Annotated in this window: 17 protein-coding genes and 1 tRNA gene; 5 read left to right on the forward strand and 13 right to left on the reverse strand. The window is 36.7% G+C overall.

All coding sequences use genetic code 11. The features are described from left to right. Positions 1-5: 5 nt before the first annotated feature. The 4 genes from ACJJVZ_RS18100 to ACJJVZ_RS18115 all read right to left on the reverse strand — a co-directional run bounded on the left by ACJJVZ_RS18100 (position 6) and on the right by ACJJVZ_RS18115 (position 2402). Positions 6-731 (reverse strand): zeta toxin family protein, encoded by a 726-nt coding sequence (locus ACJJVZ_RS18100; protein WP_029772766.1) that lies wholly within the window; start codon positions 729-731, stop codon positions 6-8. Positions 732-739: 8 nt separating this feature from the next. After that, a complete protein-coding gene (locus ACJJVZ_RS18105; RefSeq protein WP_405602487.1) occupies positions 740-1087 on the reverse strand; it encodes a hypothetical protein in 348 nt (115 codons plus the stop codon). A 221-nt stretch (positions 1088-1308) separates the two neighbouring features. After that, positions 1309-2175, reverse strand: coding sequence for a hypothetical protein (locus ACJJVZ_RS18110; RefSeq protein ID WP_405602489.1), 867 nt, complete (start codon positions 2173-2175; stop codon positions 1309-1311). Further along, positions 2175-2402: a helix-turn-helix transcriptional regulator gene (locus ACJJVZ_RS18115; RefSeq protein WP_405602491.1), complete on the reverse strand. Its 228-nt coding sequence runs from the start codon at positions 2400-2402 to the stop codon at positions 2175-2177. The genes ACJJVZ_RS18110 and ACJJVZ_RS18115 overlap by 1 nt, the downstream gene beginning before the upstream one ends. 259 nt (positions 2403-2661) lie before the next feature. On the opposite strand from ACJJVZ_RS18115, the gene ACJJVZ_RS18120 reads away from it, so the two are divergent. Continuing rightward, positions 2662-3723: a DUF6765 family protein gene (locus ACJJVZ_RS18120; protein ID WP_405602493.1), complete on the forward strand. Its 1062-nt coding sequence runs from the start codon at positions 2662-2664 to the stop codon at positions 3721-3723. Positions 3724-3911: 188 nt separating this feature from the next. Here the strand turns inward: ACJJVZ_RS18120 and ACJJVZ_RS18125 are convergent, their stop codons facing one another. Further along, a complete protein-coding gene (locus tag ACJJVZ_RS18125) occupies positions 3912-4121 on the reverse strand; it encodes a hypothetical protein (protein WP_405602494.1) in 210 nt (69 codons plus the stop codon). Positions 4122-4233: 112 nt separating this feature from the next. On the opposite strand from ACJJVZ_RS18125, the gene ACJJVZ_RS18130 reads away from it, so the two are divergent. Beyond that, the gene (locus ACJJVZ_RS18130) at positions 4234-4497 is read left to right on the forward strand and encodes a helix-turn-helix domain-containing protein (protein ID WP_405602496.1); all 264 of its coding nucleotides are present in this window, start codon (positions 4234-4236) and stop codon (positions 4495-4497) included. A 29-nt stretch (positions 4498-4526) separates the two neighbouring features. On the opposite strand, the gene ACJJVZ_RS18135 is transcribed toward ACJJVZ_RS18130, so the two are convergent. Continuing rightward, positions 4527-5354, reverse strand: a complete 828-nt coding sequence (locus ACJJVZ_RS18135; protein ID WP_138571278.1) for a hypothetical protein — start codon at positions 5352-5354, stop codon at positions 4527-4529. A 707-nt stretch (positions 5355-6061) separates the two neighbouring features. Here ACJJVZ_RS18135 and ACJJVZ_RS18140 point away from each other — a divergent pair. After that, a complete protein-coding gene (locus ACJJVZ_RS18140; protein ID WP_405602499.1) occupies positions 6062-6943 on the forward strand; it encodes a site-specific integrase in 882 nt (293 codons plus the stop codon). 41 nt (positions 6944-6984) lie between these two features. On the opposite strand, the gene ACJJVZ_RS18145 is transcribed toward ACJJVZ_RS18140, so the two are convergent. From ACJJVZ_RS18145 to ACJJVZ_RS18165, 5 genes are all read right to left on the reverse strand, one after another. Continuing rightward, positions 6985-7671, reverse strand: a complete 687-nt coding sequence (locus ACJJVZ_RS18145) for a hypothetical protein (RefSeq protein ID WP_405602501.1) — start codon at positions 7669-7671, stop codon at positions 6985-6987. Positions 7672-7813: 142 nt separating this feature from the next. Continuing rightward, positions 7814-8563 carry a hypothetical protein gene (locus tag ACJJVZ_RS18150; protein WP_182719235.1) on the reverse strand — a complete coding sequence of 250 codons (750 nt, stop codon included), beginning with the start codon at positions 8561-8563 and terminating at the stop codon, positions 7814-7816. A 225-nt stretch (positions 8564-8788) separates the two neighbouring features. Beyond that, positions 8789-8865, reverse strand: a tRNA-Ile gene (locus ACJJVZ_RS18155). A 305-nt stretch (positions 8866-9170) separates the two neighbouring features. After that, the gene (locus ACJJVZ_RS18160) at positions 9171-9329 is read right to left on the reverse strand and encodes a YqaE/Pmp3 family membrane protein (protein ID WP_008166086.1); all 159 of its coding nucleotides are present in this window, start codon (positions 9327-9329) and stop codon (positions 9171-9173) included. 142 nt (positions 9330-9471) lie between these two features. Further along, complete coding sequence (locus ACJJVZ_RS18165) at positions 9472-10038, reverse strand: BON domain-containing protein (protein WP_405602504.1); 567 nt, start codon at positions 10036-10038, stop codon at positions 9472-9474. Between the two features lie 326 nt (positions 10039-10364). Between ACJJVZ_RS18165 and ACJJVZ_RS18170 the strand changes: the two genes are divergently transcribed. Beyond that, positions 10365-11027 carry a LiaF domain-containing protein gene (locus ACJJVZ_RS18170; RefSeq protein WP_138584118.1) on the forward strand — a complete coding sequence of 221 codons (663 nt, stop codon included), beginning with the start codon at positions 10365-10367 and terminating at the stop codon, positions 11025-11027. 46 nt (positions 11028-11073) lie between these two features. Here ACJJVZ_RS18170 and ACJJVZ_RS18175 read toward each other — a convergent pair whose 3' ends face one another. Then, positions 11074-11490 (reverse strand): VOC family protein, encoded by a 417-nt coding sequence (locus tag ACJJVZ_RS18175; protein WP_138584117.1) that lies wholly within the window; start codon positions 11488-11490, stop codon positions 11074-11076. Positions 11491-11740: 250 nt separating this feature from the next. Here ACJJVZ_RS18175 and suhB point away from each other — a divergent pair, with 250 nt between their 5' ends. Next, complete coding sequence (gene suhB, locus ACJJVZ_RS18180) at positions 11741-12544, forward strand: inositol-1-monophosphatase (protein WP_002957826.1); 804 nt, start codon at positions 11741-11743, stop codon at positions 12542-12544. 53 nt (positions 12545-12597) lie between these two features. On the opposite strand, the gene ACJJVZ_RS18185 is transcribed toward suhB, so the two are convergent. Continuing rightward, on the reverse strand, positions 12598-13407 hold the full coding sequence (locus tag ACJJVZ_RS18185; protein ID WP_182701012.1) for an ABC transporter substrate-binding protein: 810 nt from the start codon (positions 13405-13407) through the stop codon (positions 12598-12600). Positions 13408-13411: the final 4 nt, after the last annotated feature.

The following is a 13411-nucleotide window of genomic DNA, read 5'->3' on the forward strand; positions in this document are numbered from 1 at the left end:
TACTCCTAAAGCTCGTTTTTTGAGCTGGATGGTGATTCTATCAGGCTCTGTAGATCTTCTCTAGTGAATTTTTCATCTAAATGATGCTCAATTGCCTGAACGTTATCATGATAAAAACGTGTTCGGCCCTTATTATTCTTAACCAATAAATCTACTTTAATTTGACTTCCAAATTTTAATTTAAGTTCCTTGATAACATTTTGTGATGCAAAAAATTGATCTATAAAAGTATTTGGTAAAATTCTACGCCCTTCTAACTTCTCTCTGGCTTCAACAAATTCCCATGCATACTCTGGCTTTTGGTACACAAACAAAATAAGCACTTTTCGACCTTTACGAATAGAACGCTCAATATTTTTTTCTGCAACATCATAACTTGCCAAAGTACCATCTAACAAAAATGACTGCTTGTTTTTAAAAGCATGATCAAGTGTTCTCTCAACAATAAAAGATACAGCACGATGAAATAAATAAGAGTTATCACCTGTATAACCAGGTATTAGTTCTCTTAACTCATCTGGATCAAGCCTGAGTACATTATCAGCACCAATTTCTTCTAAAAAAGCTTTTGAAGCTTCAGTTTTTCCTGCGCCAGGCGAACCTGCCATAAAAACAGAAACCGGCCTGTTATCGGGAGGAAACCGATCTTTATCTGTTAACTCGCGAGCTATACGAGTCCTATTATTTTTAGCATAGGCAATTGCCTGTCGCTCTAATTCTTCTGGTGTCATATGAAGCCTTATGATTCTCTATTCATTATGTCACTTAAGTGCCTATTAGCAAGTGATTCAAATTCTGAATATACCCTATGAATTTGGGCAGCCTCTTCTCGTTTTTCTATTGATGCATTAGCTCTTTGCCTTTTGTCGAAGAAGTCATCAAGGAGAGCGATTCGGGCAAGGTCTTCAATTCGCTTCTTTGGCTTAAAATTATGCTTTGTGCTTGCAGAAGAGAGTGCAAATTTTAAAGTTCTATTTTTATCAATGACAAGATAAAGAGTCATCCCCACAGCCTTGTATAACTGAAGGTCTTTGATGTAAGGCAGGTTCTTCATGTACTTTTCGTACTTATAAGTTTTGTTATTCACAGTTAAGTGTCCTTAATAATAAGATTTTTGGATATTGAGAATTTAAGGTATTAAGTAGGGAGCTAGAGGCCTTGATAATAAAGGGCTACATTGGTGGTACTGTCCTTCAGTGACAAACATTTGGTTCTCAGTGACATAAAACTGTTCGCCAGTGACAAACTTTTGCCCGCCAGTGACATTACTAGCAACTACTTATACATAATTTGTAAGCAACTAAACAACTAGCCTCCTCTGCCACGAAGTAGATAGTTGTTAGGCGGAATGACGATACCTTTATCCTTTTTATCTAAACGGATGCCAGAGTGAGGATGGCATTCAAGAATGAAGTCTAAAGCGCACAAAAATCGCCGCTTGAACCTACTCAGAGCAAGCCTGTCTAGGTAGGGAAAAACATCTTTGTGGAGGGTTCCCCAAGGGACAAAAACAATTTTTTCACGTCCATAACCTCGTCGTATGAGATACAAGTAAAGATCATGGGCGAGGACTATGTCTTTAGCTCGAGCAAGTTGAAGGAACCTTAAATCAATGGGAATAATGCTTTTATCATCAGCTATCAGCGCCTTAAAGCTGTTCGAGGGGGTATAGAGAACCTGTTTATATTTAGCATTGAAATAGCCAATACCATACTCATGGTTAATCAAATTATCCGCCTCAGCGAAAAATCCCCTTCTTCGCATTTTATCTTTTGATTTATTAGTCGGGACAACTGTAAATGTCGTATCAAATACTCTTTCGAGAGAGAGTAAAAAATTAGCGTATGTGCCACCTGATATGCTGTCTTGTCCTGTTATTTGCTGAAATAGCTCACTTACAGATTTGGCTATGACGTATGAGGGAAGCTCTGGCCTTCTACTGACTTGTGTTGTTAGGTGAGCAATGATCAACCTTGCATAGTGACCATGAGGCAAAATTTGAGGACTGCTCAACATTACAGTTTTGTATTTGCCAAAGCCTTTAATAGTGGATTGCTCAAGCTTTTTAAGGGGCAAAATACATGGATCAATCAAAAAGGCTGGGTATGAACCAAAAGTTCGCTCTTCGATAGGACAGTTGGTGATTATTTCTTTGCTGTTTAGTGTGAAGGCCATTAGTAATATACCTCCCCACAACGAATTAAAGGCTGCGTTTCAATCCAGTGGTGGAACTCTGATATAGGAAAGAGTGTTTTACCACCTTGCTTGATATAAGGAGGCAGTGAGTGACGCGCTTTTGCTTGCCTGTTCTCACTTAGCTTATTGTATAAGGTTTGCTTAGAGCAGCATAAAGCTTCTGCAACTTCATCTGCTGTATAAAATTGAGGTTTGATTTTCGGCATAAAGCACTCCGATTAATTACCATTTAGTTTGAGTGCTTACTATTATTCACATAAATCTTTTTTATTCTCAGAAAAACCCCCCTGACTTTTTATGGGTTTTTTATAGGTACAAAAAAAACATCAAAGCATTTAACATAACCAAAAAAGAGAAAGTAAAAGCAAAACAGCATATCTGCTATGGCAGTTCTTAATTAACCTTTGAGATAATTTGTGTTTTACTGGAAAGGTGGATAAAAAAACAACAAATAAGGATTGTAAAATGCAAATTGATTTACACCACGGTATGACATGGGTTATAGCAAGAGCTGCTGGATTTTCGGTAGAAGAAGCTACTATTATTGCTCACGCATCTCAATATGTGGATGATGCAACAAACTATGGTCATATAGAGTTCAGTAACGGCGCTGCGTATGAACGTATAGCTACAGCTCATAAAATGTTGGATTATAAAAACCTAGACAGCTTGAAGAATATGAAAGTCTGGGTACCATTCCATTTTCTTCCTGGCAACGGTGGCCTACCTGCTGGTCAAAATCCATCTGGAACATTCATTAAAAAGCTGGTGTGTAAACCTGGTTCTTATATTGCTAAAGATATGATTGATGAATGTATTGCAGAAAAAAATAGACCTTATGGTTTACATCGATTAGGAATTACCTCTCATGTTTTTATTGATACTTGGGGGCATCAAGGCTTTGCAGGAGTCAATCATGATGTTAATAAAGTTGAAAATATTTTAGATCGGAATGGACACCCAGAGCTTGAGCTTACGGAACGAGTTTCAGGTTTCTTTTCTAACATTTTTCAGGATGACATACCTAGCCTAGGCCATGGCCAAGCACTTTCCAATCCAGATCTTCCCCATCAAGAGTGGAGCTATACCAATGGGTTAGGGGAAGAGGTAGTGAGAAATAATACTGTAGACTTCTTAATAGCTGCAAATGAGTTATGTAAAGCCTATCAAAGATACTTAGATATTGAAGAAAATGGACTACCTGAGGAGTTAAAACTTGAGATATCTAAGTGTTTTATAGAGTTTGATATGAACGAAGGCGAAACTCGCCACAAGCTTTGGCTAGAAGCAATTGAAAACGATAGATTCAACTTAGGTGCATATACCCTTGATTATATAGCTAAAGGAGAGGGTTCATGGAAACATCAAGCTCTAGGGACCACTTTGGCTAATGGTGATGAAGACAGATATGAATTTACTGCCGATTTTATGACATCAAACTGGAAGTATTTTCATGATGCAGCAAAAAAGCATAAATTAACAATTATCGATGATATTTTACCTCAATACGGGATTTGTGTAGGTTAATTTGGAAGCTTTGGGTAGCTTAAGGGCGAAACCTACTACCCTTAATTAACTAATTATATAAAAGATAAATGCTTCTAAAGGAATGAATGGCCTCACCTCAACTTTTTGAGTAAGCCTAAAAGTAGTATTAAATTACTCCTTAAAATTAGGCATGCCTAATTTTGAACACTGCCCTATTTTTTAAGTGATTAGTAATAGGTATCGTAAAGTTCACCACGTGATTGTGCATCCTCAGCTTCTTGACGTGACATAAATTCACCATCAGCGATAATATTGCCCATGCCATCATTCAATTGATCTAGTTGCTCGTTTTCGTTCGACGACTGCTCATCGCTTGTAAAGATACTTACCAACAAGTAGATAGCCCCGACCAATACACACACAAACGTTTCAAGCATATTCATTCCTCCAAACTAAATTCGTTACAAAAGCAAAAGCTAAGGACTCCTTAGTATCTAGATTCAATTAAAGCTAAGAAACTCTTAGTTTTCAAGCTAAGAACAATAAATAATGAAAACTAATGACGAATCACCATTTCCAAAACGCTTAAAAGAGGCAAGAAAAGCCAAAGGGCTATCGCAAAAACAGTTAGGAATTTTAGCTGGAATGGATGAGTTTTCTGCATCAGCAAGAATGAACCAATACGAAAAAGGAGTACATGCCCCAGACTTTAAAACAGTAAAAGCACTTGCTGATATTTTAGAGGTGCCTACTGCGTATCTATATTGTATCGAAGATAAATTAGCATTGGTTATTTTAGAGTCTAGCTCTTAAGGCAGCCGACTCTAATAATTGAAATATAATTATTTATCAGACTTGGTTAGGATAGCTAATGGCGCACTACAATGATGCTTAAGTTGCTTATCAGCACCCTTATCTAAATCATATCTTGGTGAACAAGCCAAATGTTTCCCCTTTTCATCAAAAATAACACTTTCTGTATTAGTGACAAAAATAAACTCTTTCTTACCCGTGTAAACGATTCTACCTTGTAAGTAATTACCATAAGCATCAATATAAACTGTACACCCCGAGACCTTACTATATTCTTCTTTTTTTACTTCTTTAAAAGACCCACAAACACCATCCCCTATTAACTTAGCGCCATAAGACTGACCAGCCGAAAAGAATATTGATAAAATACCCCAAACAACCCACAGCAAGGTGGATATAGATATCATATAAATGATCAACCCTATAAATGCGAAAAAAGGATATGCGAACAATTTTTTTAAGCCACCAGGAATTTTTTTAAGCCAATTGAACACCCTACTTGGCTTATTTTTATTCTTTTTTGATAGTTTGTGCTCAAAAAATAAATACCAATAGAGAGCAACAATAAGACAAAGTACAGAAATACTTTCCCAACCCATTTTGAAAAACTTCGCTACCTCGTCCATCCAGTTCTCGTGCATAGTACGGATAGCAAACATAGTCATATGTGTAGTTTCTTGATTACTTAATTCAACATTGGAATTGCCTAATCCTATAACCTCTATAACTCCCTTCAAAAAGCTATAACCTGCATAATGATTAATAGCAGCAATTGCACCGCCTAAAATAGCTAAGATTGACAGTTTGGTCGCAATTCTCTCTATTGTTTCGCTTTTTCTTTTAGTCTCTTCAGTCATTCAATATTCCTTGTAATTGAAACTAATAATTATCATGCTTAAAAGTGTGAATGAAGTAATAAATCACTTTTAAGTTAATTAATTAAACCATTTCAAACTGAGGCATCATGAGCAATTGCCTTCTCTTTCCTGGGCTTCGCCCATACCCCGCTATGTAGAAGCCTAAAATAGGCTTGAACATAGCGGGGTATGGGCTCTTGAGCATCTTACACGCAGATTTTTATTTGCAGATTGAAATATTAATTAAAGCTGCTAATCTAAATGTTAATCAAGCCCTACGGGCAAGAAAAAAACAGGCGCTTTCCTGCTGCCTTCAACACGTTGTTACATTCTCTGTAACCCCCACTTCAGAAGCTTTCAGCTTCATTATAAAACCAAGTCTTTTGATTTTTAGGCGCGATCAGTCCGAGCCTTACGCATGCGTAAAACAGGGGCGAATAGGCGTTAGCCGCTGAGCTTAATCAGCCAGTTTTTCTTACAACCACACCGGAGAATAACTATGACCTTTAATGCTAAAGCAGAAGCACTGCGCCTAAAAAACGAGAAAAAATTGATCAGTAAAAAACGATTTAAGCCATCCAAGCTAGATAAACAGCGACTTCTAGCTCTTTACGAGGAAGATACATGTATAGCCAATCTTCAAAGATGGCTCTTGCGTAAAGGAGTGAGAGTACATTGGACAACTGTAAAACGGTGGGTACAAAAGAATGGCTAAGTTCGCAAAACCAGAAACGCAAGCGGAGAAGCTGGTTAAAAACTTATATAAGCACAAAATTATTAAATCTCTAGGAACTGCTCGAAGCTATAAAACTGCGCTGATAAAAATAGCTCGGTGGTCAAAGGATATTGGCATTAATGGTGTGCAAGGCATGAGTATTCAAGATGCTTATAAATATCTTGATTACCGCAGTGAGTTTGCAGGCCAAAAAACGCTGGATATGGAACGGCAAGCAATTCAAGCTATGTTTAAACTCAATAGTAAACTTGGCCCTAAAGAAACGCTGACTGTCATAAAATCCGAAAAAGAGATAATCGAAAAGTCTCGCGCCTACACTCCAGTCCAAGCTCATGCAATCAGTGAACATCAAACTAGAAAATATAATTTATCTACACAAATAGCCTACGCAGCAGGATTAAGAGCCCATGAACTTTTAACAATAGCCAGAGTATCAGAGCGTAAAGCAGATAGCCGCCCAACGTTAGACAGCAAATGGCTTGGTCGAGAAGGTTGTATTTATACAGTGAAAGGCAAAGGCGGCCTAATCCGTGATGTATTAATACCTAACGCATTAGCTACACAGCTAGAACAAAGGCGCTTAGCACAGCCTATAACCGTTCGTGACAGGGAAATTAACTATTTGCAACGCTACGATCTTGGCGGTGGCCATAAATGGTCGTGCTCATTCTCTAAAGCATCTAGTCGCACACTCTTTTTTTCTAATGGCGGTCATGGTCTTAGACACAGCTATGCACAAGAGAGAATGGCAGAACTAAAAAGCTTGGGGTTAGCGAGAGCTATTGCTCTTGAAACTGTGTCGCAAGAGCTAGGCCACTTCAGAGCTGAAATTACTGAGGTTTATTTAAGGTAATACGTAATAACACTTAATTGATCAGTTTTTTGAGCCCAGCTTCATAAACCAGAAATGAAGTTACTACAGGCAATCCTAAATACCCCTTCAGACAGTAGCTCTCGATTTGACTTGATCAATAAGTGCTTATCTCGAACAACTTTAAGCCAGCAAATATATAAATCAAATAATTCATCTTTTGATTCCATTTGATTTGGAGCTTTTTCAATCTTAACCAATAATATCACCAACCCCTCAAGTATAGATATTATATTAAGCTTTAAGGATATAGCTAACCTAGCCGTTGATGGAGTGAGTACCGATAAGTCATTATCGCTTGGGTACAACTTTCCGTCTATAAAATCACGACGATACTCTGTTAGCATTTTCGAGATTTGATCTAAGCTAAGCCCACTGCTTTTCACTTTCTGATTAGCACTCGAGATCACTTCTTCAAATACACCTTCTAAAAATAACTCACTTTTCATTTCCTGAAGTTTTACTTTGAACTCTTCATTTATTTTTAATACTTCTTTAATGCTATTACAATTCTGATGCTTTTCAGCCCAGCTTAAACCTACACTAGATAACTTAAAGACAGTGTCATCACCCTCTATTATTTTCAAAGACCAGTGAACCAAATAAGCATCAAGTTTTGATGTTATATTTCGCTGTTGATGTGCAACTTTTATTGACTCCCTAAAATAAAAAACTAAAACCGCACTAATAGCAGCCCAAAACAATGTCATGTTATCTCCAAAAATACTGTAAAAGTTCAATCGTGTGCATATTCAGTCGCTACTTACCAGCCGCTCTTTATAATCAATAGAGTTTTTATGGACAACATAAAACATTGATTTCAAGGTAACATTAACTTGGGCTTGATATCTTTCACTTTTTAATTGCCCCTTCTCTAATTAAAAATTCTCTTGCTTTTGATAGTTGCACCTTATTTTTACCTGCTACTAAAATATCTTTTTCAATAGTTTGTAATTGTTGCTCAAGCATTGAGTTAGCTTCAGCTTGATTTATTTTCCCGAACTTAATCATTGCTGTACGCAGCAACCCTGCTGAATCAAGAAATAGTTTAATATTTTCGATTGCTTGATAAATTTGAATGGCATCAAGCTTTAAGAACTGCTCTTTATCTGAAAGGTACGAGCTAAATTGCTTAATAATTACAACAACATTTTTTAGCTTCTTCTCATAACGTTGGTAAAAGATAAGAGCATCTTTCGGGAGTTCAGCTTGTTGTTCAAATGTCAGATAAGTCTTTGTTAGGCTGTCAATATGAAGCTCTACTAATCCCTCAAAACCAACTATATTTTCGTATGAATGACTATTGTTTTCTCTAATCATATCTTCAAAAATAATTGATATCGCGTGTGAAAAAGTAAACTCATTTTCAGGGATCGGAGTGTCTACTTGAGCTTCTATTTTCTCAAAAAAAGATTGTAACCATGCATTTGCAGCAACCAAAAAACTTAACTGAGATACATAGACATAAGCAATACGATGTTCTAAGTCCTTTTTTATTTTATTTTGGGCTATAACTCTAACTTTAAAACTCAAGAAAGCTGATATTAGGGCTCCAAATAAACCACTTAGTATAGAAATCAGTAGGGTATAGCCATTATCCATATATTGCCTCATATGCTTTAACAGCCAATAAAATAATGACTGCAATGAATCCTTTTTAGTTAGCTCTATTAAAAAGAGACCAAATGCTTACTTTAAAGATATTAATTGCAATATCAATTAATATGATAGGACTATTTTTAATAATTGATTTATAGTAAAAAGTAGCACAGAGGTAGCACAAGGTAATTTTGGTTAGTAGGTATTTACTTGGAAAGCTTGTAAAAGTGGTGGCCCCTCCCAGACTCGAACTGGGGACCTAACGATTATGAGTCGTGTGCTCTAACCAACTGAGCTAAGGGGCCAACTTTATATAACTGAAACAGTTAATTTTGAAACGTTTAATCACCTGAGTGACTAAAGTGGACTGCAGTATAAAAACTTTTTAGGGGCTTGTCACTACCAAAAACATTTATTTTAACAATCAGTAAGCTAACTGCTTAAATAGTAAACTTTCGGTGGGTGTAAATATTAAATTTACAAAAATTAGAGCGAACGGTGAAGGTGTGGACTGATTAAAATTACGACCCGCTGATAAATTCAATTTACCTCTAAACTTAAAAATCGTCATTTTCAAGTCACAGCGACTTATGCAGCGGGTTGAACAGTATTACTTTTTAGCAATAATATAAATTGCATGTATCAGTCCTGGGAAATAGCCTAACAAGGTTAGTAAAATATTTAACCAAAAATGTAAACCTAAGCCTACCTGTAAAAACACACCCAGCGGCGGCAATAAAACAGATAATATTATACGAATGATATCCACGATAAAACTCCATTTAAATTAAGTATTAATACCAATTTCATTAAAAATATGACCTTTCTATAGCATTAAATAGCTCACTGATTTAATGTTATTGGTATAAAAAACGTAAAACCCAGCAATGCTGGGTTTTAGCTACACTGTGTTATTCAGCAACGATAGTTAACTCATCAACTACGTCACGAACATCTTCAGCATTTTTAGCGATTTTAACTGCTAGCTGTTTTTCAGCTTCAGATTCTACAGAACCATTAAGGGTTACTATACCGTTGTCGGTATCAACGTCAATATCTGTTCCGCCCACTTCTGAGTCAAACAGGAAGCGCGTTGTGATTACTGTGGTGATTTTAGCGTCAGTTAAGTCGTTATCATCATCGTTCATCATGTTTTTGTCTGTGTGTTTAGTATCCATATTTTTAACAACTGTAAGGCTGTTGTCAACACCAGATACGCCGTCTAGGCTAAATACAAGTTCTTCTGCTAGCTCTTTTTCTACTTCGCTATCAACTTTACCTGTAAGTACTACCTTGCCATTTTTTACATCTGTATTAATGTCAAAGTTGTTTAGATTAGTGTTCATAAGAAGAACTGTTTCTGCCTTACCATCAATCCAAGCATCTTTACTTTCGTTTTCCCAGCTGTTTGCTTGGGCACTCATAGCCGTAGAACCAAGAACTAAAGCCGCGATAATAGATTTGTTAAATGTTTTCATAATCTTTCTCCTTTTGATTAAAGACACTTTTATTAATGCGAACTTTAGGCCAACTTTATTTAATATTAAAAATCAATGAGTTAAGCTTAATGCTGATAATAATTTGATTATGGCTATGCCAGTATTTACAGACTTATCGGTAAAACTTTCTCAAATAGTAAAATTAGCTAGATAATTGCTGTTTTGGTTAATCTATCGCTAATATAACGAAATAAAAAACGAGTTAAAAATTAACCCATTGATAATTAAAGTACTTATAAGTGGTATATGATTTGCAATCAAACTAACAAGAGCAATATTAATAGCGAATATAATAAGGAATGCCCATGTCTGTAAAAGTTGAAGACCGTCCAATAGAGCAAGTGCGCGAACAAGTCATTGATCAATTAATTTATAATTACAGTCATGGAATTATTTCTGTTGATGCATTTGAAAGGCGCTTAGATAAAGCGATGGATGCATCTAATAACGAAGCCCTACTCGCCTTAGTAGAAGATTTAACACTTAATACCGATCAGCAATACAAAGCCGAAAAACAATCGCAGTTCACACCACACTACAGTGCACAGCAAAACAGTGATGATGACTTTACGCTACGCAGCATCTTGGGCTCTAACGAGCGAAGTGGCCAATGGGTTGTGCCAAAAAATATTTATCTAAGCAATTTTATGGGTTCGGTGGTACTTGATTTTACTGACGCTATTTTTGCTCATCAAAATGTGACTATTCACGTTAATTGTATTTTTGGCAGCGATGAAATTTACGTACCGGAGCATGTAAACGTAGTGTCTAAAATGTTTTGTATTTTAAGTAGCCTTGAAAATAAATCGGTATCGCTCAATAAGCGCCAAGGACCCACTATTCATATTGAAGGAAGAGCAGTGTTAGGCTCTGTTGAAGTAAAAATTAAACGCACCATAAAAGAAAAATTTATAAGTTTTGCTAATGAGCTAAAAACCCAGCTGGGAGCTGGTAATAATCGTCAATAATATTGAGTATGTTTAAGCACCGTAATTTACGGTGCTTAGTATAAAGCTACAAATCATTATTTCTTTCACTGGGGATATCACTTAAATACTCGACAAACTCTACTTCAAAACCCGCCGGATCAACAAAGTAGACGTTTTTTCTAAATGGGTTGTCACTGCCATCCTTACTTATTACAAAGCCTGCTTTATTTAAACGTATTATTACCTCATCTAGGTTATTAGTTACATAAGCAAAGTGCGCAAAACCCACCTGATGACCCGATAGGTTTCTGTTTTCACCTTCACCATGATCGCTTATTGCTATGTAATGGGTGTCATCGCCAAAGTGTACCCAGCGTCTGGGCTTTCCATACCAAGTACCCTCGCCTTCACTTCTAATTGACCAATTCGGAAAGACGGCTTGATAAAATTTAAGCATGCTCTCAATATTATTAGCGACTAAATTAACGTGCTCTAAATACATAATGTGTTCCTGTTTATTAATTTAGGCACACGATAAAACCTCAAGCTAACTTTAGGTAAAGTGTTATTTTTAGTTTTTTATTTTAAAAGCAGCATCCCCTCTAAATATTTTAATAAATACGCTAAACTTTCAATGTTGTATAAAAAACAAACATAAGTATTTGGGGTTTATTGTTTACTTTATGTCAAAAGTCGCTAAAATACGCCGGCTGAAATATATAAACGTTCTTTTACAACCCAAAGGTAACTCCATGCATCCAATGTTAAACATTGCGGTTCGCGCTGCGCGCAACGCAGGCAAAATTTTACTTCGCGCAAGTGAAGATTTATCAAAAGTTGAAGTGCAACAAAAAGGCGCTAACGACTTAGTAACTAACATTGATAAAGAAGCCGAAGCCGTAATTCGTGACACTATTTTACAGTCTTACCCTACTCACTCTATTGTTGGTGAAGAATTAGGTGAGCATAAAGGCAAGGATGATGATTACCAATGGATTGTAGATCCTATCGATGGAACAACTAATTTCATCAAAGGCATCCCTCATTATGCGGTTTCTATCGCACTTAAAGTTAAAGGTCGTTTGGACCAAGCTGTTATTTATGATCCAATTCGTGGTGAACTTTTCACTGCATCTCGCGGCCAAGGTACTCAACTTAATAGCAAACGCTTACGTGTTAGCAAAACAACGGTTCTTGCGGGCACTGTACTCGCGACTGGTTTCCCTTTCAAAAACAAAAACCACATGGATGCATACACCGAAGCGTTTAAAGCATTATTTGTGCACACTGCAGACATTCGTCGTGCGGGTTGTTCTGCTTTAGATATGGCATATGTTGCAGCGGGTCGTGTTGATGGATTTTTTGAAATTGGTTTAAAACCGTGGAACTCTGCTGCGGGCGAACTAATGGTTAAAGAGGCGGGCGGTATGGTTGTAGATTTCGCTGGTGGCAATAACTATAACCACAGTGGCAATATCATTTGTGGTTCACCAAAACTGACTCAAGCAATTATTCGTGAAATTCGTCCAGTATTAACTGAGTCGTTACTTCGCTAATTTAATGCGTTTAATAGCATGCTAAAAAGGAGCTTGGGCTCCTTTTTTTGTGCCTAAAAATAAGGGTTGTCGAGTTTAATTTCAACAGTATCAGCTTTACTGTAAGGCAAGTTATTTATCTCTTTGGCAAAGTACTCATTAAACAACGCATCAAACTCTCCATTTTCTTGCATTATTTTTAATCCTTTTTCAATTGCCTCTGCAAGCTTTGGTTTACGCTTTGACACAAAGTAATAAAACCCCGTTGGATAACTAATATATAAATTAGGTACTATCATCAAGTTGCTTTGCTTATTTGCCTCTAACTCTGAATTAACTTCTATAAATGAACGCGGAAAATAATCGATACGCCCTCTGCTGGTTAATGTAAACATCGCTTGATAATTTGCAAGTGGCCTTACATGCAGGCCATTAAAAGCCATTATTTTGGTATCAGGCCAATCATGCCCTTGCACAGCAGAAAGCTTACTAAGCTGCTCTATGGTATTAATACCTTTAAACCTAGTTAAGCTATCTTTACTGGTCAATAATGCTCTTTTGCCTATGTAGCCTTTAAATAAGGGTATTTTAATCGCTATGGCTAATGATTCTCGCTCAGGACTACTCATACTCCAATATAAATCCAGGCTTTTTGTATCAAGCGCAATTAAAGTCCGTTGCTGGTGTGGGTGAATGAGTACAGCGCGAATGTCAGCAGGATATTGTGCGCTAATAAGCGCTTTTGCAAGTAGTTCATTGAGGTAGTCATCACGGGCATATTGTACGCGCTGCTCTTGTGCAATATGTACGATATTAACCTCGTTTGCTATCGCGCTACACGCAAATAAACTTATCGCACTAATTAAATACTTCAATGGCAACATAGTT

Origin of the sequence: Pseudoalteromonas sp. Ld19, assembly GCF_045064135.1 — a bacterium.
GTDB lineage: Bacteria > Pseudomonadota > Gammaproteobacteria > Enterobacterales > Alteromonadaceae > Pseudoalteromonas > Pseudoalteromonas aliena.

Coding starts and splice junctions, on each gene's coding strand:
- ACJJVZ_RS18100 (WP_029772766.1), bottom strand. CDS start 731: ATGACACCAGAAGAATTAGAGCGACAGGCAATTGCCTATGCTAAAAAT.
- ACJJVZ_RS18110 (WP_405602489.1), bottom strand. CDS start 2,175: ATGGCCTTCACACTAAACAGCAAAGAAATAATCACCAACTGTCCTATC.
- ACJJVZ_RS18115 (WP_405602491.1), bottom strand. CDS start 2,402: ATGCCGAAAATCAAACCTCAATTTTATACAGCAGATGAAGTTGCAGAA.
- ACJJVZ_RS18120 (WP_405602493.1), top strand. CDS start 2,662: ATGCAAATTGATTTACACCACGGTATGACATGGGTTATAGCAAGAGCT.
- ACJJVZ_RS18125 (WP_405602494.1), bottom strand. CDS start 4,121: ATGCTTGAAACGTTTGTGTGTGTATTGGTCGGGGCTATCTACTTGTTG.
- ACJJVZ_RS18130 (WP_405602496.1), top strand. CDS start 4,234: ATGAAAACTAATGACGAATCACCATTTCCAAAACGCTTAAAAGAGGCA.
- ACJJVZ_RS18135 (WP_138571278.1), bottom strand. CDS start 5,354: ATGACTGAAGAGACTAAAAGAAAAAGCGAAACAATAGAGAGAATTGCG.
- ACJJVZ_RS18140 (WP_405602499.1), top strand. CDS start 6,062: ATGGCTAAGTTCGCAAAACCAGAAACGCAAGCGGAGAAGCTGGTTAAA.
- ACJJVZ_RS18145 (WP_405602501.1), bottom strand. CDS start 7,671: ATGACATTGTTTTGGGCTGCTATTAGTGCGGTTTTAGTTTTTTATTTT.
- ACJJVZ_RS18150 (WP_182719235.1), bottom strand. CDS start 8,563: ATGGATAATGGCTATACCCTACTGATTTCTATACTAAGTGGTTTATTT.
- ACJJVZ_RS18165 (WP_405602504.1), bottom strand. CDS start 10,038: ATGAAAACATTTAACAAATCTATTATCGCGGCTTTAGTTCTTGGTTCT.
- ACJJVZ_RS18170 (WP_138584118.1), top strand. CDS start 10,365: ATGTCTGTAAAAGTTGAAGACCGTCCAATAGAGCAAGTGCGCGAACAA.
- ACJJVZ_RS18175 (WP_138584117.1), bottom strand. CDS start 11,490: ATGTATTTAGAGCACGTTAATTTAGTCGCTAATAATATTGAGAGCATG.
- suhB (WP_002957826.1), top strand. CDS start 11,741: ATGCATCCAATGTTAAACATTGCGGTTCGCGCTGCGCGCAACGCAGGC.
- ACJJVZ_RS18185 (WP_182701012.1), bottom strand. CDS start 13,407: ATGTTGCCATTGAAGTATTTAATTAGTGCGATAAGTTTATTTGCGTGT.